22 protein-coding genes are annotated in these 26,198 nt (G+C 44.5%); 10 read left to right on the top strand and 12 right to left on the bottom strand.

Annotated elements, in window-relative coordinates; genetic code table 11:
- Nucleotides 1–27: 27 nt before the first annotated feature.
- Nucleotides 28–531, top strand: a complete 504-nt coding sequence (locus L2717_RS06150) for a GNAT family N-acetyltransferase (protein ID WP_220772425.1) — start codon at nt 28–30, stop codon at nt 529–531.
- Between the two features lie 342 nt (nt 532–873).
- On the opposite strand, the gene L2717_RS06145 is transcribed toward L2717_RS06150, so the two are convergent.
- The 3 genes from L2717_RS06145 to L2717_RS06135 form a co-directional block, all read right to left on the bottom strand.
- Nucleotides 874–1,761, bottom strand: coding sequence for a phosphoribulokinase (locus L2717_RS06145; protein ID WP_220772362.1), 888 nt, complete (start codon nt 1,759–1,761; stop codon nt 874–876).
- Nucleotides 1,762–1,851: 90 nt separating this feature from the next.
- The gene (locus L2717_RS06140) at nt 1,852–2,097 is read right to left on the bottom strand and encodes a YheU family protein (RefSeq protein WP_220772361.1); all 246 of its coding nucleotides are present in this window, start codon (nt 2,095–2,097) and stop codon (nt 1,852–1,854) included.
- Nucleotides 2,081–3,124, bottom strand: coding sequence for a hydrolase (locus tag L2717_RS06135; protein WP_220772360.1), 1,044 nt, complete (start codon nt 3,122–3,124; stop codon nt 2,081–2,083). Before L2717_RS06135 ends, L2717_RS06140 begins: the two co-directional genes overlap by 17 nt.
- 163 nt (nt 3,125–3,287) lie before the next feature.
- Between L2717_RS06135 and L2717_RS06130 the strand changes: the two genes are divergently transcribed.
- Both L2717_RS06130 and L2717_RS06125 read left to right on the top strand, forming a co-directional pair.
- Nucleotides 3,288–3,797 (top strand): TAT leader-containing periplasmic protein, encoded by a 510-nt coding sequence (locus tag L2717_RS06130; RefSeq protein ID WP_220772359.1) that lies wholly within the window; start codon nt 3,288–3,290, stop codon nt 3,795–3,797.
- Between the two features lie 126 nt (nt 3,798–3,923).
- Nucleotides 3,924–5,519, top strand: coding sequence for a GMC family oxidoreductase (locus tag L2717_RS06125; RefSeq protein WP_220772358.1), 1,596 nt, complete (start codon nt 3,924–3,926; stop codon nt 5,517–5,519).
- Between the two features lie 167 nt (nt 5,520–5,686).
- On the opposite strand, the gene L2717_RS06120 is transcribed toward L2717_RS06125, so the two are convergent.
- Together L2717_RS06120 and L2717_RS06115 are read right to left on the bottom strand one after the other, a co-directional pair.
- A complete protein-coding gene (locus L2717_RS06120) occupies nt 5,687–6,349 on the bottom strand; it encodes a cupin domain-containing protein (RefSeq protein WP_220772357.1) in 663 nt (220 codons plus the stop codon).
- A 177-nt stretch (nt 6,350–6,526) separates the two neighbouring features.
- Nucleotides 6,527–7,309 carry an SDR family NAD(P)-dependent oxidoreductase gene (locus L2717_RS06115; RefSeq protein ID WP_220772356.1) on the bottom strand — a complete coding sequence of 261 codons (783 nt, stop codon included), beginning with the start codon at nt 7,307–7,309 and terminating at the stop codon, nt 6,527–6,529.
- Between the two features lie 102 nt (nt 7,310–7,411).
- On the opposite strand from L2717_RS06115, the gene L2717_RS06110 reads away from it, so the two are divergent.
- Nucleotides 7,412–7,747, top strand: a complete 336-nt coding sequence (locus L2717_RS06110; protein WP_248938003.1) for a winged helix-turn-helix transcriptional regulator — start codon at nt 7,412–7,414, stop codon at nt 7,745–7,747.
- Nucleotides 7,748–7,989: 242 nt separating this feature from the next.
- Here L2717_RS06110 and L2717_RS06105 read toward each other — a convergent pair whose 3' ends face one another.
- Both L2717_RS06105 and L2717_RS06100 read right to left on the bottom strand, forming a co-directional pair.
- Nucleotides 7,990–8,451, bottom strand: a complete 462-nt coding sequence (locus L2717_RS06105; RefSeq protein WP_076497660.1) for a DUF2390 domain-containing protein — start codon at nt 8,449–8,451, stop codon at nt 7,990–7,992.
- Between the two features lie 41 nt (nt 8,452–8,492).
- On the bottom strand, nt 8,493–10,403 hold the full coding sequence (locus L2717_RS06100) for an ABC transporter ATP-binding protein (protein ID WP_220774997.1): 1,911 nt from the start codon (nt 10,401–10,403) through the stop codon (nt 8,493–8,495).
- Nucleotides 10,404–10,656: 253 nt separating this feature from the next.
- Here L2717_RS06100 and L2717_RS06095 point away from each other — a divergent pair, with 253 nt between their 5' ends.
- The 4 genes from L2717_RS06095 (at nt 10,657) to dbpA (ending at nt 16,226) form a co-directional block, all read left to right on the top strand.
- Entirely contained in the window at nt 10,657–10,860 is a 204-nt protein-coding gene (locus L2717_RS06095; protein WP_076498043.1) for a YheV family putative zinc ribbon protein, read from the top strand.
- 647 nt (nt 10,861–11,507) lie between these two features.
- Nucleotides 11,508–12,920 (top strand): DUF2971 domain-containing protein, encoded by a 1,413-nt coding sequence (locus L2717_RS06090; protein ID WP_220774271.1) that lies wholly within the window; start codon nt 11,508–11,510, stop codon nt 12,918–12,920.
- Between the two features lie 757 nt (nt 12,921–13,677).
- Complete coding sequence (locus tag L2717_RS06085; protein ID WP_220774272.1) at nt 13,678–14,535, top strand: pirin family protein; 858 nt, start codon at nt 13,678–13,680, stop codon at nt 14,533–14,535.
- A gap of 314 nt (nt 14,536–14,849) precedes the next feature.
- Nucleotides 14,850–16,226, top strand: a complete 1,377-nt coding sequence (dbpA, locus tag L2717_RS06080; protein WP_076498041.1) for an ATP-dependent RNA helicase DbpA — start codon at nt 14,850–14,852, stop codon at nt 16,224–16,226.
- A 222-nt stretch (nt 16,227–16,448) separates the two neighbouring features.
- On the opposite strand, the gene L2717_RS06075 is transcribed toward dbpA, so the two are convergent.
- The 3 genes from L2717_RS06075 to rluA form a co-directional block, all read right to left on the bottom strand.
- Complete coding sequence (locus tag L2717_RS06075) at nt 16,449–20,072, bottom strand: S8 family serine peptidase (protein ID WP_220774273.1); 3,624 nt, start codon at nt 20,070–20,072, stop codon at nt 16,449–16,451.
- A 206-nt stretch (nt 20,073–20,278) separates the two neighbouring features.
- Nucleotides 20,279–20,740: a transcriptional regulator AsnC gene (gene asnC / locus L2717_RS06070; RefSeq protein WP_006080290.1), complete on the bottom strand. Its 462-nt coding sequence runs from the start codon at nt 20,738–20,740 to the stop codon at nt 20,279–20,281.
- 95 nt (nt 20,741–20,835) lie between these two features.
- Nucleotides 20,836–21,513, bottom strand: a complete 678-nt coding sequence (rluA, locus tag L2717_RS06065; protein ID WP_220774274.1) for a bifunctional tRNA pseudouridine(32) synthase/23S rRNA pseudouridine(746) synthase RluA — start codon at nt 21,511–21,513, stop codon at nt 20,836–20,838.
- Nucleotides 21,514–21,691: 178 nt separating this feature from the next.
- Between rluA and L2717_RS06060 the strand changes: the two genes are divergently transcribed.
- Both L2717_RS06060 and L2717_RS06055 read left to right on the top strand, forming a co-directional pair.
- Complete coding sequence (locus L2717_RS06060; RefSeq protein ID WP_220774275.1) at nt 21,692–23,620, top strand: peptidase U32 family protein; 1,929 nt, start codon at nt 21,692–21,694, stop codon at nt 23,618–23,620.
- Between the two features lie 95 nt (nt 23,621–23,715).
- Nucleotides 23,716–24,090, top strand: coding sequence for a PH domain-containing protein (locus L2717_RS06055; protein ID WP_106651556.1), 375 nt, complete (start codon nt 23,716–23,718; stop codon nt 24,088–24,090).
- A 309-nt stretch (nt 24,091–24,399) separates the two neighbouring features.
- On the opposite strand, the gene L2717_RS06050 is transcribed toward L2717_RS06055, so the two are convergent.
- Nucleotides 24,400–25,566, bottom strand: a complete 1,167-nt coding sequence (locus L2717_RS06050) for a membrane dipeptidase (protein WP_220773846.1) — start codon at nt 25,564–25,566, stop codon at nt 24,400–24,402.
- A gap of 170 nt (nt 25,567–25,736) precedes the next feature.
- Entirely contained in the window at nt 25,737–26,189 is a 453-nt protein-coding gene (locus L2717_RS06045; protein ID WP_220773845.1) for a SufE family protein, read from the bottom strand.
- Nucleotides 26,190–26,198 lie beyond the last annotated feature (9 nt).

Genomic DNA, 26,198 nt, shown 5'->3' with positions numbered 1-26,198 from the left:
ATGGCTAAGGTGTGTTGGAGAAACATGATGATAACGATACGAAAAGCGACTAACGATGATGCTCAAGCCTGTTGGGATATTCGCAACGCGGCCATTAATAAAGGCTGCAGCGGATTTTATGATGCGGGTGATTTATTTATTTGGACTGAGGGTGAATTAACCGAGCAGTTTAGCCGTATTGTTGCCGCACATTTTTATGTGGCAGAGCAGTTCAGTGTAAATACGCAGCTTAAAACCGTGGTCGGTAGTATTATGCTTGACGAACCCTATGCCCAGTTAGAAGCACTGTTTGTTGCCCCTGATGCCATGGGAATTGGTATAGGTAAAGCCTTATTGCAGTTTATTGAAACCATGGCTTTTAATCAGGGTATTGCTCAACTCAGACTAGAATCAACCCTTAATGCGGTAGATTTTTATCGCCACTGTGGTTTTGGCGGTGAAGGCCTAGAAGAGGACTCTATTTACTGCTCGCCCAGAGGTATAGCCTTAGAATGTATGGTGATGTACAAGAATTTAGAGCGTAGAAAATGACTTTAAAATGGGGTTGCTGACATACTCAAGGGAATCAACGGATCAAGCATGGATGTGGAGTTAACTGTTCATAAGAGGTTGCTGGTATACCTAAAGGAGCCAACAGATCAAGCTTGGATGTGGAATTAACTCTGAAGACTTAACGTTACGTTAAAAGGTTGCTGACATACTCAAGGAAATCAACAGATCAAGATGGGGGAATTAACTCCCAAGAGTATGCCAACTATCGTTCTTTCGCCTGAAATCCCGATGCCGATAAGGTTAACGTTAATGGCTTAAATAAAACTTAATCCATTAGTAAAAGGCATTATTTAGCTCGTTTTTAATCTACTTAACCTGAACTTAGTTGGCTTCTGGGCTATTGAGTTGTTGGCGTTTTTCCATCAAATCTTTAACCAAAGGCGTGAGGATAAGCTCCATTGCTAGTGACATTTTTCCGCCAGGAACCACTAAGGTATTCACTCGTGACATAAACGATCCTTGGATCATATTGAGATAATAGGGGAAGTCGACATTATTGATACCGCGAAAACGGATCACGACAAAGCTTTCATCTAAGCTCGGAATACTTTTGGCGCTGAATGGGTTAGATGTATCGACCGTAGGTACCCGTTGAAAGTTGATATGTGTACGGGAAAACTGCGGCGTCATGTGTTTAATATAGTCGTCCATACTGCGCACAATCGAGCCCATCACTTTCTCACGGCTATGGCCACGTTCAGAGGTATCGCGGATAATTTTTTGGATCCACTCCAAATTGACAATAGGCACCATGCCTATCAGCAGGTCGATATGCTGCGCGACGTCCGCTTCACCGGTAACAACGCCACCGTGCAAGCCTTCGTAGTAGAGCATATCGGTATTTTCAGGCAGAGGCCGCCATTGGGTAAATGTGCCGGGCATTTGGTTAAAAGGCACGGCTTCATCGAAGGTGTGTAAATAGCTGCGTGTTTCACCTTGACCGGTGGCACCGTAATCGCGAACGCATTGTTCTAAGCGGGCAAAATTATTGGCTTCGGGACCAAAATAACTAAGGTTACGATTCTCTGCTTGAGATTTACGGATCATCACTTCCATTTCAGCGCGGGTAAAATGATGAAAACTGTCACCTTCGACAAAGGCGGCGTTGATCCCAAGTTGGCGAAAAATATGGCTAAAGGCGGTGGTAGTGGTGGTGGTTCCAGCGCCTGATGAGCCTGTTACTGCAATAATGGGATGTTTTGCTGACATGTATTCTACCTAACTAGCAACCAAAAGAGCCGCTTATGGGGAAGCGATAAAAACGCGAGTACTATTTATACGGTACAGAGGTAGGACGGGTCAATCTTGCTGCTGTGCTATTTGATCCACTGAGCGTATGGCGAAGGACTCATCGTCCTCACTGTATTCTAGTTTTAGCTTACCCTGTTTAAGTGCTTGTTGACATTGGACTATCGCTTGAGATAACTCCTGTTCATCAAGGCTGGCAAAGCTGCCATCTTCCACTTGGCCTAACAAATATTCACGGATTAAATTGACTAAGGTTTCTTTAGGGAGTTGTAACAGGGTTTCATAGGGAATGAGCATCGGTATTTCCTTGTGCGACAGCGTCGCGATTGATTGGGCTGGCACTCGATTGCTCAAGGTTATACTCGCCCATTAAAAACTGTAACACTCGGCTTTCTAGATAGAAATGAGGTTTCCAAGGTGTGCCGCCATCAATAAACCCAACATGGCCGCCATAGGCATGTAATTCATATTCCACATATCCTGATAATTGACTTGAATGCGGGATCACCTCGTCAGTCATAAAGGGATCGTCTTTGGCATGTATGATCAATGTCGGTTTCGTGATGCGGCTGACAAAGGGCAAGCCACTGGCACGAGTATAGTAATCGTCAACGCCATCAAAACCGTGTAAAGGTGCGGTGACTTTATCGTCAAACTCATAGAAGGTATTTAAACGCTCGACCTCTAGCTGGCTTAGTGGCATAGATATAGCTAAGTCGGGATCGCTCAGCTTATGGCTTATTTTTTGTCGTAACTGTTTAATCAAATGACTTTGATAAATCTTTGAAAAGCCATTTTCTAAACGTTTAGCGCAGGCCGATAATTGCAGCGGCGCCGAGACAACTACGGCGCGGGCTAATAGGCTGTCATCTTGATATTCGCCCTGATATTTAGTCAGTACGTTACCGCCTAAACTGTAACCTACGGCTAATAATGGCGATTGCGGGTACGCGCTCTTCAGTGTTGATAAGCTAAACTGTAAATCGTCCGTGTCGCCACTATGATAACTACGCGCGAGTCGATTAGCCTCACCTGAACAACTTCGGTGATGATGTACTACCGCTGCCAACTGTTGTGCTTTACAGGCTTGCAGTATCCGCCGCGCATAATGTGACTGAGCACTGCCTTCTAACCCGTGGATAATGATCACAATCGGTTTGCCCGCCTGTGGCATATCCTGCCAATCTAAATCGACAAAATCGCCATCGGGTAACTCTACACGTTGGCGTTGTAATTTAGGTTTAGCCACTTTAGTGAATACGGGTAAAATCGTTTGTATATGGGGGCTCTTGGCCCACCAAGGTGGCATAAAGGTATTTGGCATGGGTATTTATCTTGGTATCGGCTATTGCTGAAAATTAAAACGTGTGTTTAATTTGTACCCAATTCTCTCGCAATGTAGAAACTCGTATGTTGAGGTCGCTTAGGTATAAACAGGCCGCTATTGTAGCACAATTGTTTTTTATGCTGATATTGAGGAGCGACAGATGAAGCGACGAACCTTTTTAATGAGCGCGTTTGCCGGTACGGCGGCGTTAGCCTTAGGGGTTAATCTCTATTCTCCCGAGTTTAGCTTGCCTGAAGACAGTGAGGCTAAAGATTATCGTTTGCTGTTTAGCGTACTCTTACCTGTCATGCTCGACGGCGCCTTGCCTGATGTGGCGCTCCCCAAGCTAGCGGCGCAAAATCGCACCTTAGATGCCATTAAACAATCCATTGCAGTATTACCCGATGAGCAGCAAACCGAATTGTTTGAACTACTCGATATGCTTGAAAATCGCCTTGGATTACTGGTGCTTACTTCAAGTATGACACCGTTATTAATGCGTTCTCCCGCTGAGTTAACACAAATGTTGGAAACGTGGCGTCACAGTTATTTTGCACTATTACAAACGGCCTATTTAGGACTACGAGAACTCATCATGGCCAGCTTTTACGCCTGCCCAGAGCATTGGAGCCGTTTGCATTATGCTAAACCTGAGCTATTTAAATCTTGAGCGTTTTAAAGTCTAAGCCCCTTTAAACCTGAGTTTTTTAAAACTTGAGTATTAAATAAAAACTGACTGTAGGCGTATCAAAAGTCGAATAATAACAACCTTACCCGCGACAGTGGAGCACCCAAGTTGGCAATTATAGATCCCATAGTGAATGGCTTAAACTCAGGTTGGTTGCATACCGATGCGAGTCAATTGCAAGAGAACCAAACGTTTGAAGCCGATGTGGTTATCGTTGGTACGGGGGCTGGCGGTGGCGTTGCGGCAGAAATCCTCACTCAAGCGGGGCTGAGTGTCATCATGATTGAGGCGGGGCCGCTTAAATCGTCTAGTGATTTTAATATGGAAGAGCGCGTTGCTTACCCTAACTTGTATCAACAGGCGGCGGCGATGAAAACTGCAGATAAAGCGATCAGTATTTTTCAAGGTCGTGCTGTTGGTGGCTCAACCACGGTGAATTGGACTACCTCAATCCGCACTCCGACTGAGGCATTAGCTTTTTGGGCGCAACATAAATCAGTTGCTGGACTCAATCGCGAGAGCTTAGATCCTTGGTTTGAAAAAATGGAGCAAAGGCTCAATATCCATGAGTGGAATTACGAACCCAATCGGAATAATGCCGCCTTAAAACAAGGTTGTATTAATCTCGGTTGGGATTATACCGTTATTAAACGTAATGTAGTGGGGTGCTGGAATACTGGCTACTGCGGTATGGGTTGCCCCGTCAATGCTAAGCAGTCGATGTTAGTCACCACGATACCCGCAGCGCTTGATAAAGGGGCGCAGCTGATCAGCCGCGCTAAAGTTATGAAGATTGAGCACCATAATGGTCAAGTCTTTGCGCTAAAAGCACAGGCGCTGGATACCAATTTACGCCCGACTGACGTTGAGCTGCTATTTAAAGCTAAACATTATATTTTGAGTGCGGGCGCCATTCATACACCCGTATTGTTGATGCGATCGCAGGTGCCCGATCCCTATCAGTTATTAGGCAAGCGTACTTTTTTACATCCCACGTTATTATCAGGTGGTGTATTTGCCGATGCGATTAATGGTCATAGCGGCGCACCGCAATCTATCTACTCCGATGAATTTGTGTGGAAAAATACCGCCGATGGTGAGCTGGGTTATAAACTTGAAGTGCCGCCAGTGCACCCAATTTTAATCGCCTCTAAAACCTTAGGCTATGGCGCAAGTCATGCCGAATTAATGTCGCAGTTCAATCAGTTGCAAGTGACTATTGCCCTTATCCGTGATGGTTATCATCCCGACAGTCAAGGCGGTGAAGTGCACTTAACCCCTAAAGGCTTTAATTTGGATTATCCGTTGACCGATGCCTTTTGGCGCGCCGCACGCCGCGCCTTTGCCAGTATGGCGGAAGTACAATTTGCGGCAGGCGCGCTAAAAGTGTTACCGATCAGTGATGGCATGCCATATTTGTCGTCGTGGAAAGAGGCGAAAGAGAGTATTGCTAATATGTCGCTCGCACCGCTGCGCACTGTGGTTGCATCAGCGCATGTGATGGGCGGTTGCCCTTTTGGGGAAGATGAAAAGCTTTCTATGGTCGATAGTTATGGTCAATCGCACTATTTAGCTAATTTATCTGTAATGGACGGCTCTGTTTTTCCAACTAGTCTTGGGGCCAATCCTCAGTTATCGATTTATGGCATTACGGCACGTAATGCCACTAAGCTAGCCGAGAGGTTGACCGCTGGCTTAACTTAACTATCAGCTAAAATATTTAGCACAAATATCATCGAACCTATAACAGCATCACACCTATAACAGTATCAAAGTGCGCTCAACAATCTGATACTGTTATTCTTTTTACTACAATGTAGGGTAAGTAGAAACTATCGCAGCTTAACCCAGCATTGTGATATCGACTGTTATCACTTTGATAAACTCACGGGTAAATGCCCTGTTTTAACTAAGATAATGGTTTCTTCTTTTACAAACGGGAAATGGCCGCTCATATGTGGACTACGTATCCAAGTGTGGCGCGGATATTCGCCCTGTTCATCTTGAAACTTACCCGTTAGTACTAATATTTCTTCGCCGCCATAATGGCGATGGGGCTGAAATACTTCATCTTTAGGCCATTTAACTAGCGCGGTATGCTCATGCTCAAACTCGTGTAGTGGCATAACTTGTAGGCCACCCATTCCTGTTAACCATGGAGTATGTAGGGTATTGAGTTTAACAACGTCAGTATCGCGTGGATCAAACTGATTCAGTTTTACAAAGATGATGCAACCTTCTTTACTAAAGGGCGCATGCTGGCTTCCCGGAGGATTGCGCAGATAACTACCCGCAGGATAATCGCCATTTTCATCTGAAAATACACCCTCAAGCACAAAAATCTCTTCGCCAAACGGATGCTGGTGGGTCGCAAACTGGGAGTTCGCATCATATTTCACTATGCTACTGGTATGTCCTGATTCTTTAGCTTCCCGTTCTAGCGGTTTGCGCCACACGCCTTGAGCAGGACTTGGCTGCCATGCTTGCTGCTGCGTATCGATAACGATGCGCTCGCTAAAGTTCATGTTGAGCATAGTGTTACGCCTTATTTATCTTGAGTGTCGTGGTTTAAGTGGCTTCATTTTAATCGCTGTGATGTAAACTGATTAGCCTTAAATATCGGCCACTTTAAATTAACTGCATTTCAAATTTGAGCCACTGTTAATGTAACTCAGTTTTAATGTGGCTCACTTTTAATCTGCAAGGTTAAATCAGTTTCGTCCAGCCATCACGCCGCCGTCAACATCCCAAATGGCACCCGTAACCCAACTGGTTTCATCGGACAACAGAAAGCAAATACTGTTTGCCACATCAAGCGCTGTGCCTACTCTACCAATAGGATGGAAACCATTAAAGCTTGTCATCACTTGGTCAATCTGTGTCGCGTCAATAAAAGCATTGTAGATGGGTGTATTGACGACGGCGGGAGATACCGCATTCACTCTAATATTCTGGTCGGCAAGTTCCATGGCTAAGTGCTGCGTTAATGCATGTAATCCCGCTTTAGCCATCGAATACGCCGATGATGGCGTTGCTTTTATAGCTTGCTTGGCCCACATAGAACCGATATTGACTATGCTGCCCCCTCCGGCTTGGATCATTTTATGGGTCACTGCTTGCGTAATTTTAAATAGCGCTTTATTTAAATCCATATAAAGATCGTAATCAGAGTCTGAATGGTCGATAAAGGATTTAGGATTAAAGTAACCTGCGGCATTGACCAAATAACCTACTTTTTGTTCGAGCTGGTCAATGTGATTAATTAGGCGATTGATATCCGCAGCTTGGTAAAGGTTTGCTTGAAAACCCTCAACCTTCACGCCTTGTGCGCGGTAAGCATTGTTAAGTGTCGTCACTGCAGTGGTGAGTTTATCTTGCTGATTACCCACAATCAGCAGTGACACACCTTGCTTAGCAAGTTGTTTCGCAGTTTCAAAACCAATGCCGCTGCTACCACCGACAATAATCGCAAGATGTGCGCTATTAAATTTCATATTTTTATCCTAAGAATGATCAACGTGATAATCTTATGAATTCCATAACTATTTTAACAGTAAGTACAAATCGGTAAGTCAGGTACTTTTGGGTACATCTTTATGAATAACAATGAAAAAATTATTGTGAGAAAAACGCCGCCAGAACGTTCTGCCCGTATGGTGGAGACGATTTATGGCTGCAAATGGTCATTAACGGTTTATCAGCTTTTGGCTAGCGGAGTGCAGCGGCCGGGGGAAATGGTGCGCTCCGTTGATGGGCTTTCAACTAAAGTGTTGAACCAATGCTTAAAAAAGAACATCGAATTTGGCATTTTAGATAAAATTATTTTTAACGAACTCCCGCCACGAGTTGAGTATCAAGTGACAGACTTTGGTCAAAAATTTCTGCATATTTTGGATGAGCTAGAAAAGTTGCAGCAAGAAATCGACGCTTAATCTTACGGTTGGCGTCAATGTTTGCGATATTTTTATGGTTTGAGTCACGAACGTTAACAATGGCAGTCGGTTAATCTTGACTCATACAGGTGATAATCATTGACTATTTAGTGATGGTTAACGGTTTTATAAAACAGTCGCTTGTCGCTACAAGTTTGTAGCGCTAGCGAGTGACGAGAGGTATTAATCGATAGAGCTTAAATATCTTGCCATGCAGCATTAATCACTGCTGCGCCGAGTGCCTAGGGCGCTAACATGCCCATACTGTTGACATCAGCATCACCAAGACCAAATAAACTTAAATAACTCACTAGGTTACTCGACTGGCCGCTTGGCAGTATTCCACTGAGTTGATTTAAAATAGTCCGCTGGGCTTTGCGCTCCATCATTAATTCGACATCCAGCATTTGCTGATATTCGTTTTCAGCTAGGCGAGTTTTAGCTAGGCGACGCAGGCGGCGATAGGGCGACACAAAGCGTTCATCCCATTCGTTAATTGCAGTCGCCAGCATTTGCCACTGCTGCACGCTATATTCCCTTGGCCCCGCAACATCGAGGGTAATATCTAAATATTGCGCCAGCAAAAGTAGGTTTACGTTGACCTGGCAACTGTCTTGTAATTCGAGGCATAGGGCTTTATTTTGCCCATAACTCATATCACACCATTGCCAAATTTGACTGTCTAATTGGGTTACATCTGACATACTTTTCCTTCAAACACCATTGTACTTTTTATGTGCGCGCATTACTGGCTCAGTATCTCAAGTTCCAATGCATCAATCTCTTCTTGCAACTCGAGCCATTGCATTTCACTTTCTTCTAAGGTTTGCGTCAAGCGAGTTCGTTCGCTAAGTACCGCGGTTAGTTTGGCTTTGTTATCTTGATCATATAATTCGCTATCAGCCAATAAATGTTCTAACTCTGCAAGGCGTTCGCTCAGCTTATGCTGATCGGTTTCTAACTTAGTTTGCTTACGTTTTAAAGGCGATACTTTTTGGCGTACTTCAGCTTCAAGACGCTTCTGCAGCTTTTTATCCGCAGCAGGTTTGAGTTCATCGTTATTGCTGTTTTGATTAGAACTTGCCTTTGCAGCATCGAGCAACCATTGATGGTAATCCTCTAAATCGCCATCAAAAGCGCGGACTTCACCCTGATCAACCAGATAGTAATCACTACAGGTTAAGCGCAGCAAATGACGATCATGCGACACGATAACCATTGCACCTTCAAAGGTTTGCAGCGCCATGGTTAAGGCGTAGCGCATTTCTAAGTCTAAATGGTTGGTTGGTTCATCGAGCAGTAAAAGGTTAGGGCGTTGCCATACCAATAGCGCTAACACTAAACGCGCTTTTTCGCCGCCAGAAAAGGGGCGTACTGGTGAGAGCGCCATATCGCCGTTAAAGCCAAAACCACCTAAAAAGTTACGTAATTCTTGTTCTCTGGCATTAGGCGCTAAACGTACTAAATGCTGCATTGGTGTATCGTCGAGGCGTAAAAACTCAATTTGATGCTGGGCAAAGTAGCCAATATTGACGCCAGGATTCGGTTCATACAAACCGGTTAGTGGCGACAGTTGACCAGATAACAGCTTGATTAATGTTGATTTACCCGCGCCGTTACGGCCCAATAATCCAATGCGCGCACCCGGTACTAAGTTTAAATGCACTTTACTGAGGATTTGCTTTTCGCCATAGCCAACGGCGACTTGCTCCATCTTAATCAACGGATTCGGCAATGCTTCTGGCGCACGAAACTCCATATAAAATGGGCTATCGGCTTGTGATGGTGATAGTTCCGCCATACGCTCTAGCGCTTTTAAGCGGCTCTGTGCCTGCTTAGCTTTACTTGCCTTGTAGCGGAAACGGTCAACGAAGGATTGTATATGCGCGCGTTCTTTTTGTTGGCGCTCAAAGGCAACCTGTTGCTGCGACATACGCTCGGCACGAATACGCTCAAAGGCACTGTAATTGCCTTTGTAGAAATTGAGTTTTTGATTTTCAACATGGACGATTTCATCAACGATTTCATCGATAAAATCTCTGTCATGGCTGATTAGAATTAGCGTGCCTTGATAGGATTTAATCCAACCTTCGAGCCAGTACATGGTATCCAAGTCTAAGTGGTTGGTCGGTTCGTCGAGGAGCAATAAGTCAGAGCGACACAGTAGCGCTTGGGCTAAGTTGAGGCGCATACGCCAGCCGCCCGAAAAGCTTTTTACCGGATTACTTTGGTCGGCTTCACTAAAACCTAACCCTGCTAATAATGAACCCGCGCGCGAATGAATCGCATAACCACCGATAGCATCTATTTTGCCGTGTAAGAGTGCAATCGCATTGCCGTCGTTATCTTCTTGTGCCTTGTGCAATAGGGCTTCTAATTGGCGATATTCGCTATCACCATCGATGACATATTCCAGTGCCGAGACGTCGAGCGCAGGGGTTTCTTGGGCCACTGTGGCAATTTGCCAGCCAGAAGGCAGGCTAAACTCACCTTTATCTAGGCTTAAGTGACCTAAAATTAATGCGAGCAGTGAAGATTTACCTGTGCCGTTAGCACCGACTAACCCGACCTTATGGCCAGGATAAATCGTAAGAGAGGTCTCATCTAGCAGGGTTTTACTGCCACGGATTAATTGCGCTTGGTTGATGCTGATCATTGACTACAACTTGGTTAACACGAGAATTTATCAGGGCACAGATGATAGCGTACAACCCTGTTTCAAACCACAACCTGACTCGATAACTCGAACAATTAATCGACTTTTCAGGATGATCTTTAGTGAATCGCATCACATCGCCCTAAGGCTTCATACTTTAAGGTAACGCTGGTATTCAAGCATCACTGTGGCAAAATAGCGGCAATTTCTTCGGCCGAATCACTTGGCCTCGCTATCTGGTCCTTTATCTATTATGACAAACACTAAAATCAAAAAGCGTTTTGTAGCCGGTGCTAAGTGCCCAAAATGCAGCGCTAAAGACACTATTTTGCTCTACAAGGAAAACGGCATCGAAACCGTTGAATGCACAGAGTGTGACTACCGTGAACAGCAAACCGATGAAAAGGTTGCTGAAAAAGCCACCGGCGCTGTGATCGGCGTGTTTAAACCTGACTAGGTTTCGCTAGGTAGTCCAGAAAATTAGATTCGTAAAAAACTTTTCGATGCGTAGTGTAAATTGGCAATATTACTCCAGTGACACGCCGCCTATTGTTTTTAAAATAAGCTTCCCTGAGGGCTCGTTGGTGGCATCCATGCCACCGACGGCCACTTCCGTAATAATGCTAATCCTAACTAACCCTATCGCAGTTCGTTTAGCTGAAAAGCTATTGCCTCAACGGCTCAAAGATTAGGCATTTTTTGTTTGATAACTAGAGATACAAAAAGTAATAGATACTAAAAAGTAAGACCTGACCATGAGGGATTGCAAACATCGTTACAGTGAATCAGACTTGCCTAGAGTGATTCAAGCCTCAAAACCTGCCATTTTGCGATGGCTTCGGGCTAACGCGCTTTGGTCCAAAATTGTGTCATGCCGATCAGTTCTGGCACGTTTATGCCCCAAAATAAGCTATGAGTTATGGATAACCGTTTTTGCCAAAGTCAATTTTCCATATATAAGCTAATGGCAAAATAACTATTACTATGATTCTATTTTTCCTGTTTAACCTTATAGATTGTAAGCCTTCTTATGCATGATTTTACATATTGACTATCAGTAGTATTATCATGGCTCTCTGACTATACCTGTAAACGGAATTCCGCATGTCAATCGCTAACTTTTATCGTTTTCGAGCCATAGAAAACCTTTTCGGACGCAACTGTGAGCTTGAAAGGCAATCTATCTTCTTTGCCCCACCACACTTACTTAACGATCCTGTGGAGGGCTTTAAGGACATTTACTGGCAAGGCGATGAAATTCTATGGACGAACCTTTTTAATCACTATCTTTTGTGCTTGATGAAATGGTGTATTGAATTTCAGATAATTGGAGAAGAGTTTGACTTAGAACAACACTTCGATACATGTGTGACGGTTGATGATCTGCACGAAAATTTCCAAGTAGAGTTTTCAGTGGTCTCAGAGAGGTTTATTCACAGTGAATATCTCAAAAATCTTATTGGCGGGATATCTATCCATAGAGGAAAAGTTGAGGATAGCGAGCTTCAATGTTACTTGAGGATTATCCATCCCTTTGCACTATATTGCATCTATGAAAGACTAGAGGAAGTATCTGCGGTACCAGATAATCCATTTAAAAATATAGACATTTCCCCCCTGAAGAAGATCAATGATGGGTACTTTGCTGATCTCGAAATGTTGGAAGCTAAATACGGAGAGGATAAAGTACGTACATTTCAGAACTCAAACACCTTCTTTTTCGATCAAAGTAATGTAGCTCTTATGTTCTTAAGTGGAATGTCAAAATTTCGCAGGAATCTATTTACTACTGCGTTCACTAGTTTATACGTTAAAAAACTGGAACAGTTGATGTTCCCTGATTGGTTTACAGCATGTTTTATGAGCGAATGTACTAATTCGTCTGTTTGGGGAAATTACGGAAAGAACCATACTGGTGTGTGCATGATTTTCTCAACTGAAGTCGACAGCGATGGAAATAGCCATCTTTCCCTCGATGAAGCGATTAATGGGAGGGGAAACAAAGGAGTTATTAAAGGCAAATTGCCATTTAAGTTTCATCCAATTGAATATGAGCACAAGTACGAATCAATCAACTTTTTTGAGTCTATAGCTCAACTTCCTGAGCCTTCTGCGTACAAGAGTTGGTTTTCATGGGATGGGATAGCTAGCTCTATAGCTCAGAGCTACACTGATGATTGGAGACAACGGTATTGGGATAACTTCTACAAATCAGTCACAAAAAAAACCATGGACTGGGAATACGAAAATGAGCATAGACTATTGATATGCAATATGTCTGGAAGCTACTCACAAGCAGATACCACTCTTCGATATGATTTTAAAACATTGAAAGGGATTATTTTCGGTATCAAAACATCTGATGAGGACAAAACCAAAATCATTGACGTGATAAAGAACAAAGTTGAAGATAATGAGCATTATGGCTTTAAATTTTATCAGGCGTACTACTGTCGAAATAGTGGAAAAATCAAGCACTATGAGATGTCTTCTCTTCGATTCAAATCGTCGACGTAAGGTTTATTTAACAATTAATTTCGAGCTTGCAATACCTGTAGTTATTAATGAGTTTCTAATATTCTATTTTCCGAAACTCATTTATGTCCCAAAATGAGCCTGTGAATCACTCTACACCAGTCTGATTCACGCGAGCCCCTAAAACCCGTCCTAATCCCCCGTTTGCGGCTATTCTGGGGTGGTTTTTTTCCCTTAAGATGAATCAAATCTCTAGAGAACTGATTCATCTTCCTGTTATGCCCATTCTGACTAGTTATATCAAGTGTTGATTGGTTTGTAGTTGAAAGAGGCGTTATTAATAGAATATCTAATCCGAATCTGGTTAATTAAGAGTAAATTATCTAACAAGGTTATGCTTCATATTTTTAGATGACGATACAGTTGTATGGGGTGTGAGAATGGCCATTGGGGCATCAGTGACCGTTGGCGACATGGATGTCGCCGTCGAGCCCTCACGGAAGAGTTTACGGCGTGTCACTGGGGAGGCAATGGCAATTACCTCTGAACCAGTGATTAAACGTTATTCAGTTTTCTTTCAAAACGCTTAAGTGATAAGTCTAATTTAAGCTCGCTAGAATGCCTTGTACTCAATCTTCAACCGTTCTATTTTATCGAATGTTTAGGCCGTGATTTCGCGTTATTCTTTTGTAAACTTCCTTGTTATTCTGCCTCCATCAGCAAAGTGTTTGCGTCTTGTGTTAGCCGTATAATCTTGGCGTTTCACGCACCGCTTTGCTCAACCGATAGGAGAGCAGCAATGAAAGTATTAAGTCAGTTTTCCGCCAAAGCCGCGATGGATGGCGATGGGGTCAATATTCGCCGTGTCGCCGATTTTGTGACGACTAAATTTGATCCTTTCTTGATGATCGATGAAATTAAATCCGATGATGAACAAGACTTTATTGGCGGTTTCCCCGCACATCCCCATCGCGGAATGGAAACCTTCACTTATATTCGCAAGGGCGGCTTTGAGCACCGTGACCAAATGGGCAATGTGAAGGCGATTCGTGCAGGCGATGTGCAGTGGATGAGTACTGGGTTCGGGGTAGTGCATTCTGAAATGCCACTTGCCGATGCGGTTGATGGTCTGCATGGGTTCCAAATTTGGGTCAACATGCCTGCCAAAGATAAGTTGCGCCCCGCAACGTACCAAGATACTGCGGGTAGTGCGAGCGTTGAAGTGACCAATGACACCGGTGCTAGCTTAAAAGCCTTGGCGGGTGATTGGGGCTTTAAAGATCAACCGCTGATTAGTGCGACCATTCAAGGATTAGCGGGCGAAGCTGCTATTGCTGATTTGAGCTTAGCGCCAAATGCTGAGGCTACGCTTGATTTGTCTCAACATGAGTTTGTGGCTTTGTATTTATACCAAGGTGACTTAAGCAAGGGTGAAGATTCACAATGGTCATATCATCAGGGCGAGTTTTTAGTGCTCGATAGTCAAAGTGTGATCAAATTTAAAGCTGATGAGCGCGGCGCTGGCATGTTACTGTTTGCGGGTAAACCTATCCGTGAAAAAATTGTCCAGATGGGCCCCTTTGTGATGAACACCCAAGCAGAAATTCAACAGGCGATCCGCGATTATCAAGAAGGGCGTTTTGGCTACATCGCGTAATTTATTAAATTAGCCACACTGAGTTAATTCTGAAGCTAAATCTAAGCCCTGACTTCTAGCAGGGCTTTTTTGTTGCTGTTCAATCCTGCGTTGGTATTGCTTAAGGGCTTAGGTAAAAGTCGCGCTTTGTTGCTACAATAGGCGTGCTTTTGGGTTGAGCTGGCTTAGATTTTTAATCTAGCCTAAAGCTAACCTTAATGTAAATAAATCAGTTAAATCGATAAGTAACGCAATTTCAGTAACCTAGCAGCCGCTTCGTTACCCACCACAGGATATTCACCTTGAGCAACTCTGATACTAAGCCTAATCCATCAATGGCTTTTTCGACTCTTAAGCTAAAACCCGAACTGCTTGAGAACCTTTCTTCTATGGGCTACAACGAGATGACGCCAATTCAGGCGCAAAGTTTGCCGCCCATTTTAGCGGGGCAGGATGTGATAGGTCAGGGTAAAACTGGCTCGGGTAAAACGGCCGCTTTCGGCCTAGGGTTACTGAACAAGTTAGATGTTAAACGCTTTCGTATTCAAACCTTAGTGTTATGCCCAACCCGCGAGTTGGCCGACCAAGTAGCGCAGGAAATCCGTACCCTTGCCCGTGGTATTCATAACGTTAAAGTGCTAACTCTTTGTGGTGGTGTGCCCATGGGGCCACAGGTTGGCTCGCTGGAACACGGCGCGCACATTATTGTCGGTACGCCGGGTCGTATCGTCGATCACTTAGATCGCAATCGCTTAGATTTAAGCAATCTCAACATGTTAGTGCTTGATGAAGCCGATCGCATGTTAGAAATGGGCTTCCAACCCGCCCTCGATGCCATTATCGAACAAGCCCCGCGTGAGCGCCAAACGCTGCTATTTAGCGCAACGTTCCCTGAACAAATTGAATCGATTGCTAAGCAAATCATGTATGAACCGACCATGGTTAAAGTGGAAGGTAATCACGACAGTTTAAGTATTGCTCAGCATTTTTATCACTTAGACGATGACAAGGCGCGCATGCAAGCGTTGCAATTATTGTTGTTAGAGCATAAGCCTGAAAGTGCGGTAGTGTTTTGTAACACTAAGCGCGAAACCCAAAAAGTAGCTGATGAGCTTGAAGAGTTAGGCTTTAGCGTATTGGCACTACACGGCGATTTAGAGCAAAGAGACCGAGACGAAACTCTGCTGCAATTTGCTAACAAGAGTGCTTGTGTGCTGGTGGCGACCGATGTTGCTGCCCGTGGTTTAGATATCGATGCGCTCGATGCCGTGTTTAACTATCACGTTGCCTACGACACCGAAGTCCATATTCACCGTATCGGTCGTACAGGCCGTGCGGGCAGTAAAGGCGCGGCTTATACCTTCTATAACGACCAAGACGGTTACAAGATTGCCTTGTTAGAAGAGTACTTAGATCGCGAAATCACTAGCGAATCATTACCATCTGAAAGCCTGCTCGGCAACACGCCCGCGGCGCCAACCATGATCACTTTGCAGATCGATGGCGGTAAGAAAGAAAAGCTGCGTCCAGGGGATATTTTAGGTGCACTGACGGGTGATAACGGTATTGAAGGCTCGCAAGTCGGTAAAATTCAAGTAACCGATTACCGCGCCTATGTGGCGGTTAATCGTCAAGTCGCTAAAAAAGCGTTGAACAAACTAACGGGCGGCCGTATTAAGGGCAAATCTTACCGTGCTTGGCCGATGAAATAAGACATATAAGCTGAATAAGGTTAATTGAGAACCGACTCGATAAACCTAAGCAGCGGTGATTTAAGGGGAGTGGACTTAGGTTCATTCCCTTTTTTATATAAAAAATCCGAATGTATTAAATACATTCGGATTTTCATTTAGGCCAATAAGCGGCTAACTGAGTGTTTTATACCAACAATCGTTATTAGCCATCAACATTGCCTTTTTCAGTCGATTTACTGGTTATTTCATACGGCGGCGAATTGCTGCCAAAGGTAATAACAAGGCTGTTAACCAACCCAGTGCACCGCCACCTGACGATTCGACTTTTTTAGCATTCACAGTAATCGTTGCAGTACCTGGATCACTCTCAAGTTTTCCGTCAGAAGCGGTCACTGAGAAGGTGAATACGTGGTCGCCAGCAGGAGCCGCGAAGTTAATTTTGCTACCACCATTGGTAAATGCGACTTTAGTGCCACCAGTTTGTACCCAGTTATAGGTTAACGTGTCGCCGTCAGCATCTTTCGCATTAGCCTCGGCTGTGACAACATAGCCTTCTGTGCTGACCATACCTGCCGGTGAAACCGTGGGTTTTGTATTATTAATCAATACAGTTACCGTTGCAGGTGCTGAAGTGTTACCCATAGTGTCCAGTGCAACAACTTCAACTTCCATCGTTTTGCTTTGTTGATTAATCACGGCGTCAGTACTTAAACGTACCGTGCCATCCTTATCGACTATGATCATACTGCTGCTAGAACTTAAGGTCACAAACTCAGAGAACGGGCTGGTAATCATATCAGGGTCGGTTGCAGTTAATGTACCTATAACAGTACCTGCTGTGGCACCTTTATCCACTGAAAGTGTCACGTCTGCTACTGTTGGTGCAGAGTTACCTTCATCTGAAGTATTGGCTGTAACTGACATAGAACCTGAGTCGGATAAAAACATAAAGCCGATAGCGTTGTCGCCAACTTGAGTTTTTAAGGTTGCACTAGCACCCGGTTTTAGCTCAGTGACTTCATTACCTTCGGTATCAAGCAGCATGGCTGAGGTTCCTGAACCATCCAATAGCAATGTTGCGGTTACACTGTCCTCATCGCCTGAGGGTGTTGGCGCCCAGTCGCTATCTTCGACGCGAAAACGAACCGTGATAGTTTTGCCTAAATCGGCTTGAGTTAGCCCTAAATCTTCAAAACAGGCGGTGCTAGTTAAAAAGTCATTACCTGTCACATGGTACACAGGCTCTAATATTGCACCCTCATCGCCATAGGGAGAGACTACGCCATAGATAACTTTAGGATAAGCCTCATTAAACCAGCTCAAATTAGCCGTGGCTACGGTGTAATCCCATTCGCCATCATTATTGAGGTCATAATCGACCGAATAATTACCCGCTAAAGGGTGAATAATCGGATCGCGCATTTGGAAGGTGTTATAAATCGCAATACCTGCATTACATGAACCATCCACTAAAAGCTCACTTGATGCATTGAGCAAGTCGTGACGCTTGGTGATATCTACTGGGCTAGTTGCTAACAACGGCGCTGTAAACGGATCGCTAATGGATGTTGCACCTACGTTGGTTAGTGTACGCACTAAACCATCGGCAGTTTTTTCGGTCGCCACAGAAATGGCTGCCGCTGCTTTAGGTAAAATGTGATAAACCAAATGTAATGCTTTTTCTTCGCCATCCATGAAGTGAATCGCGCCATCGTATTCTGATAGCGTAAGTGCTGTTGATGCATCTGCCGCTGTGCCATCAAGCTCATAGGAAGATGTGAGCGTCCATTCAGGTAGTTTTGTTGGGTCAATCGTTGCGGTTACATCGAAACTAACTGTTTGCCCCGCAGGGATCGTCACACTTGCTGGTAATTCAAAGCTCAGCGCTCCAGAGTCGATATCATTCTGGAAACGTTGCTCGGCTTTGAGCGTATAGGTTTTCTCCGCAGTGGAGAAGTTTTTTACTGAAACCGTTTTAGTGACTGAAGTGGTTTTATTGAGAGCGAGCAAACCAAAGGCTAATGCGGCTTGTTTTGTCTCTTTATTCCACGCGATGACGGGTAAATTAACCGCTTTTTCAATATCAACTAAACCTGAACCAATATAGCTAATTGGTGCTAATTCGGCATCTGGATTAATTGCTTTGGGTTCAAGTGTTACGTCTAGATTTGCTGCGTTCATCATCGTTGCTTTAATTTCAAAGGCATTACGATGGGGTAAAGCTTCGCGTACGATACTGATAGCACCGGCTGTGATAGGGCTAGAGAATGAAGTACCACTAATTGGGGTTAAGCCATCACCTTTGCCGGGTTCAGCGGTAAGGATATCGGTACCTGGAGCGGTAATTTCAGGTTTTAAAGTACCCGCAATAGAGGGGCCGCGTGATGTAAACGTAGCAATAGCACCCGCAGTCGTCACTTCAGTTGATGAAATACTAAAGGCAACATCGCCAGCTGCTAGAGCCGCTTTAATTGCATCACCGTCTTCTTTTGACACCATAACTGATGGAATAGTGATGTTATCATCTTCACCGCCCATCACTATGGTGCCAGCTGCGTTGTTTGCTACGACGACAAATGATGCGCCTTTAAGCTGAGCATTCAATACTTTAACAGCAAAGCCACACACGCCTCGATCGATCAATACCGTTTTACCGGTTAAATCTTCAGTGTATGCGAGACAACCATTTGTATTGGCGGCAGGATATACCATTGGCGCCGTTGCATTGCTGAAACTATATTCATTTGATTTATTAAATCCGGCGCCCATTGCATCAACAGCCCCACCCATGAACATGGCATCTATTTTGCCAACTTTGGTGGTGGGATGTGTCATCGCTCCAACTGACAGGGCGCTATTGGTGGTACTCGGGCCGCCAACGATAAAAGGGGTTGGGCCATCATTACCCGCAGAAATAACCAGGTTAACGCCAAGCTGCACCATTTCATCGATTAATACTTGAACGGCGCCGCCATCGGTATCACCAAAATCGCCGCCTAAAGACATGTTGACGGTATCAACGCGATCGCTGATATCACCATCGCCATTAGGGTCCATTGCAGCTTCAAGTGCATTGAGCTGTGCAATACCTGAACAAGTTTTCTCACAAATAGAATAAACCAGTAGTTCAACGTCTGGTGCTACACCTAAGACAGAGTGGCTAACATGGGTACCGTGGTTAGTCGTGACATCAATCGGGTTAGGGTCGTTATTAACAAAATCCCAACCGCCAATCACTTTACCTTGTGGCCAATTAGGCGCTTCACTCTTAGCCGCCGCTGCAGTGTTATAGTCAGCAATTACGCCTGAACCGCCTAATGCTTTGTGAGTGTAGTCAACCCCAGTATCAAGAATGGCAACACGCTGGCCTTTTCCTGAGGCAACGCCTGCTTCAATAACGGCTTTAGCTTTTATGTATTCAGCACTGGCTTCAACATTAAGCTTGTAGTCATAGATAGGTAATATTTCGGCGACTTCAGAATTTTTGAGTAAAGAAGTGATTTTTTTATAATCGCCCTGAACAATAATGGCGTTAACCAATTTTGAGGTCGTTGCAACAACCTTAATATCGGTATCCATGCTCTGAATGGCATTTTTAACTTTCGATTGTGAACTTTCGATATTGCTCATCACCGATTGACGATTTATGCCTTTCAATTGACTTTGCTGAGCAATCGAAGGGGCTTTTAAGCGGATCATCCAAGCCGAAGCTTGTTTTTGTTCATTACGTGGATTTTTAGTGACGCTCTGACCCGCATACTTGTCCGTTGTTTGGTTCGTTGTATTGTATTGGGCTGGTGTACCGGCGAGTGCTGCACCCGATAAAAGGGCTGCAGAGATAGCGATTGATAGTTTTGTTTTCACAACTTCTTCCTTGTCAATTAATACGTTAGCACTTTATTTTTTAAAGCGCTGACGGTCGAATTGTTATTGTCATGCTTCGCTCTTTGGCGATGGCACTAGAAGTTGTAACACGTAACGATAATATAGTTAACAGTTTGTAGCGAAAAAGATGTAAATCACATTTTGCCGTATTTTGTGCTGTTTGTGCGTTTTTTGATGGTATTCGCTTAAGGCTTAACGGCTCTTACTATGGGGTTTTGCAAGCTAATTAGGGTTTCTGTTGACTGGATTTCATCAATGGATTGAATGCGATTAATCAATACATGCTGTAAACCATCAATGGATTGGCACATAACCTTTACAAAAATACTGTAATTGCCAGTGGTATAGTAGGCTTCTACGACTTCTTCTAAGGCATTGAGTTTCGCAATCGCTGCTGGGTAATCGCCTGCACTCTTCAGATTGATACCAATAAAACAGCACACGTCATAGCCGAGGGCTTTTGGGTTTACCGTGATTTGTGCACCGGTAATAATGCCTGCTTGCTTCATTTTTTCTACGCGAACATGAATCGTACCGGCACTCACGCTGAAGCGTTTTGCGAGTTCGGCAAACGGCGTGCGCGCATCTTGCATCAGGGCTTCGAGGATATGGTTATCAAGTTGATCGCGCTGAAATGCAGTATCCATAATTAAATTCTCTATAACGTAATGAATTATCATAAAGTTACGTTTTTTTATAGAGGATTGCTATAGCTTTTGGCGGTATTAGCCGAGATTAATGATCATTGTTCGCCTTGTGGCTCACAAAAAGGCGGTTCAGCGCTAAAAGTCATACTAATCCCTGAGTAGGGATGTTTAATCGTGAGTTCTGCTGCATGCAATAACAGGCGTGGTGCTAATGATTTTGCCAGTGGATCAGCATAAAAACCATCCCCTAAAATAGGATGACCCAGCGCCATCATGTGTACGCGTAATTGATGTGAGCGGCCAGTGATAGGCGTGAGTTTAACAAGACTTGAGCGTTTAGCACGACTCAATACTTGGTAGTGGGTTAACGAGGGTTTGCCCACAAGATGATCGACTTTTTGTTTAGGCCGATTCGGCCAGTCGCAGATGAGTGGATAATTAATACTACCCGTGTCATTTTTGACATGGCCAGCAACCCTAGCAAAGTAGGTTTTGCTGGTTTCTCGATCATGGAACTGGCGTTTTAATTCACGCTCAGCGCTACGGATTAAGGCCACAACAATCACACCAGAGGTTGCCATATCCAGTCGGTGCACAATTTGGCTATGGGGATGTTCGGCTTTAACGCGGGCATAAACACTGTCGAAATGGGCAGGCGAGCGACCGGGCACAGACAACAACCCCGAAGGTTTGTTAATCACGATAATGTCTTTATCTTGATAAAGAATATCGAGCCAAGGAGTGGTCGGTGGTTGGTATATAAAGTCAGTCATAAGGAGGCCTATTCGTCAATGCGCGGCAAAGATACCCTGCTAGGCTTGAGGGTGCAAGTTCAGGTTAATAAGCAAAAAAGTAAAGCGTATTAGTTGATGATTTGCTGATAGAGCTAAATTTTAGATTTTGTTATACTCACCTCCTTTTCGTTATTGATGATTTTGAGCCTGTAAAGCCATGAGCCAGCCAGATATTTACACCCCTGAGAATCTTTCTCACGTTCATAACCGCCTAGAGTTATTGGCGCCTGCAAAAAATGCCGATTATGGTATTGAAGCCATTCGCCATGGTGCCGATGCGGTTTACATTGGTGGCCCAGCATTTGGCGCACGGGCAACGGCGGGCAACAGTGTTGAAGATATCGCGCGTCTGTGTACTTATGCTCATCAATATCATGCGCAAGTATTTGTTGCCCTCAACACTATTTTGATGGATGACGAACTGAGCGCCGCTGAAAAACTGATTTGGCAATTGTACGAGGCAGGGGTTGATGCGTTAATCGTACAGGATATGGGCGTGTTGCAACTTAACTTGCCGCCCATTGCCCTGCATGCCAGTACCCAAATGGATAACCGCAGCCCAGAAAAAGTGGCATTCTTAGAGCAAGTGGGCTTTTCTCAAGTGGTACTCGCCCGTGAACTGGGCTTAAGCCAAATCCGTGATGTTGCAGCGCACACCAATATGCAACTCGAGTTCTTTATTCACGGCGCGCTCTGCGTGGCTTACAGTGGTTTATGTAATTTAAGTCATTCTTTTAGTAATCGCAGTGCTAACCGCGGTGAATGTTCACAAATGTGCCGTTTACCGGGCAATCTTAAGACTCGTCAAGGCGATGTGTTAGCGCAAAACGAACATTTACTGTCCTTAAAAGATAATAACCAAACCGATAACCTTGATGCGTTAATCGATGCCGGTATTCGCTCGTTTAAAATTGAAGGTCGCTTAAAAGATTTAAGCTACGTTAAAAACGTCACTGCGCACTATCGCCAAAAGCTCGATGAGATTATCGCGCGTCGCCCTGAGTTCAAGGCGTCGTCCCATGGTCATTGTGAGCACAGCTTTATTCCTGATCCCGAAAAAACCTTTAACCGTGGCAGTACCGATTATTTTGTTAATGAGCGTAGCCAAGGCATTAAAGATTTCCGTTCGCCTAAATACATAGGTGAAGAAGTGGGTAAGGTCATCGGTATAGGTAAAGACTTTATCCAAGTAAGCTCAAGCCATGAGTTTAATAATGGTGATGGTTTAGCGTTTTTCCCGGCTAACTTTGCCACGGCAAAACAGTCCGATGATAAGTTGCAAGGCTTGCGGGTTAACCGTGCCGAAGGGCTTAAATTACACGTATTACAAGTGCCACGAGACTTAAACGTCGGCATGACTCTGTATCGTAACCATAACCAAGCCTTCGAAGCTCAGTTAGCCAAGGAGTCATCTAAACGGATTATTGGCGTTGATTTACGTTTGAGTGACACCGATGATGGCCTAGCACTGACATTGACTGATATCTACGGATTAAGCGCCACCGTTAACTTAGCGGTCGACAAAACGCCAGCCACCGATATTGATAAAACGCTGCAAAATACTCGCACTCAGTTGAGTAAACTCGGGAGTACCGACTTTGTTGCCCGCAGTATTAGTATTGATACCGCGCAAGCATGGTTCTTGCCCGCCTCAGTACTTAATGGCCTACGCCGTGAAGGCGTTGCAGCGTTAGAGGCCGCCCGCGTGAAAGGTTATGTGCGTCCACTACCGTGGAAACATAATCAAAATGCGGTGTATCCGGTTAAACATTTGAGTTACTTAGGCAACGTAGCAAACGAAAAAGCGAAAGATTTTTATCAACGCCACGGCGTGATTGAAATCCAAGATACCTATGAGAAAAATGGCGTAACAGAAGACGTACCATTAATGGTGACTAAGCATTGTTTGCGATTTAATTTTAATTTATGCCCGAAAGAAGTGCCTGGAATTAAAGCCGATCCTATGGTGCTTGAAATCGGTAACGATGTGCTTAAGCTGGTGTTTGATTGTCAAAAATGCGAAATGATGGTTGTCGGTGAGAATCGCCAAGTCAGAGGCAAAAAGGATCTCTGGACCGAAGCGTAACTAAAACGCCTACTGTCTTAAAGAATATAAAAGTGTGTATTAATATCGCACTTTTTTTATATTTATTTTATGCATCAACGGGAAGGAGAGTCAGTATGGGATTATTAGATGGCTTGCTAGGTAATGCGGCTGAGGTTGATTTGCAAGAGTTAGCTGAAGAGCTAAGGCCGATTATGGGCATTCAAGAAGAGTTAAAACTCGCTTATAAAGTGATCCGCGATCTATTCATCTTTACCAATAAACGCCTGATATTAATTGATAAACAGGGGCTTACTGGCAAGAAGGTCACATATCATTCTATACCCTATAAATCTATTACCCATTTTGAAGTAGAAACCACGGGTCATTTTGATTTAGATGCCGAGCTTAAAATCTGGATCTCAGGCCAGAGTGAACCTTTAGTAAAAGAGCTCAAGCGTGGCACTGATGTTGTGGGTATTCAAAAAACGATCGCCACGTTCGCACTGTAGTCGTTAGCCGAGTTAATAGCAGATCTCATACAGAGATGTAACTATGTTATTGCGTTATGTTTTCTTGGTTTTTTAGGAATAACCTTAGTTAACCTGAACTCTGGATAAGCTCTGCGTCTCTACAGGTTATTTTTCCCTTTATCTACGTTAACTTTGCTACTAATAGCCCGCTATTAGGTACGCAAACTTGCCTTGATAACGGAAAAACTACCTCTGTAGAGTTAATTTTTCGAATAAGGTAATAAGATTAATCAGTTACACAGCCACTATCCCGAGTTCAGGTTATTTCTTTTATTGTACCAAGGGTCATTACAGTAGCACTTTGTTGAGCACGCGTTGCCAGTTGCCGCCCATAAAACGGTCACGATCAGTGGCTTTAAAGCGCGCCTTGGCTAAGGCATCGTCGATACGGCTCATGCGATCAATATGGTTAAGCTCAGGGATCACTACGTGCCTTGGCTCTGCATCAAAACCGAGCACGCCTTTTGCCCTCAGGCTGTACCACCATTCTTGATATTCTTTAATACCTTTGGGGTTATCGTTATTTAGTGCCAGTAGGTTTTCTTGGCCACGGAGCGGGAAGTCATTAGCGATTGCCACGCAGTCCACTCCGCCAACGCGCGACACGTATTCCAGCTGGCGAATATAGTCGTCAATTGTAGGTGTAGGCTTATTGGTGAGCCAAAAACTCATCATAAACACGCCAAATACGCCGCCGCTATCACCAATGGCGCGGATCACTTCATCGGGAGAACAGCGAGCATTGTTTACAATACCGCGCGCTGCGCCATGACTTTGTACTATCGGAGATTTCGTTATTTTAGCGACATCTAATGCGGTTTGGGCACTGGAGTGGCTCACATCGATCAAGATATTGGCGTGATTGAGTTTGGCGATAAGCTCGCGTCCGTGGGCGGTGAGCGGCTTATTAAGTCCGCCATTGGCATCACTATCTAATGCGCCGCCAGCGAAGGTATTGCCATAGTGGTGAGTGAGTTGCAGTGCGCGCAGCCCTTGCTGGTGGAATTCATCCACTCGTGCCCATTGGTTAGCTTCACTGTCTGCTTCGACACAATCAGCCCCTTGGATTTGAAAAAATACTGCAGTGCGCTGGCTATCGCGGGCACGTTGAACATCGAGTCCCCTCAACCCTTGCAATAAAATATCAGGACTCGCGCTGACCCGTTTAGCGGCTTGCTTAATGCTTTCCATGCAGGCTTTATAGGTGCGTTTATAGTTTTGCGTGCCATCGGCTTGTTCTATGGTCTCAACTGCCGATATATCGCAAAGATAGGCATCGAGTTTAGAGGCGGTTACATCACTTAAGTCATCGGGAAGGAAGGACAAACCATCAACATATAACCGCCTTTGTTCGGCGGCAAAGCTAGGTAAACTGGCGAGTGGGCTTAACAGGGTTGCTGCGCCAAAACCTTTAAGGAGAGTACGACGGTAGTGATTAACTGCCTTAATGGGCATGCTCGGTTCCTATCAATAACGCAAATGTATCTTCTTTATACCTTTTTGGGACGTAGAAGTCTTTGATTAAATCCCTTTGTTGGCCTTTGTCCCCGAGCTGAACTTATGTTGATTTGATATTGCTAAGTGGCTTTTTTTCTCGCTTATCGCAGTCAATCAAACCCCTCTGGTTAGAATGACCGCGTGGCTTCAACCATAGCGTTTGCCAGTGAGTTAAGGCCGTTGGTGCGTGATGGGCTGAGCTGACCTTCTAGCCCTAGTTGTTTGAAGTAAGCTGTAGGATCAAACGCTTGGATCTCTGCGAGACTTTTGCCATGGCAGGCGCCAAGCAATAATCCAATCAAACCCTTCACGATACGGGCGTCGCTGTCGGCTAAATAATAGTGTTTTCCTGCTTGTTCTAGATGATAAATCCACGCATCACTCTCACAGCCTTTAACCTGCACCGCATCGACGCGAAGCTCTGGGCTTAAGCTTGGTAAGTCCTTACCTAACAACATTATTTGACGATACCTTTCCTGCCAGTTAGGTGCTTTGGTAAAGCGCGTCAGCAAGGTGTCTGTATCTTGCACTGTATAGTGGAAATCGGCCTCGTTTGGCATAGGCATAATCGAATCTGTCATGGTGCTACA

This window comes from Shewanella glacialipiscicola, assembly GCF_023283485.1.
Classification (GTDB): Bacteria; Pseudomonadota; Gammaproteobacteria; order Enterobacterales; family Shewanellaceae; genus Shewanella; species Shewanella glacialipiscicola.
This window is presented reverse-complemented; position numbering and strand designations above follow the sequence as displayed.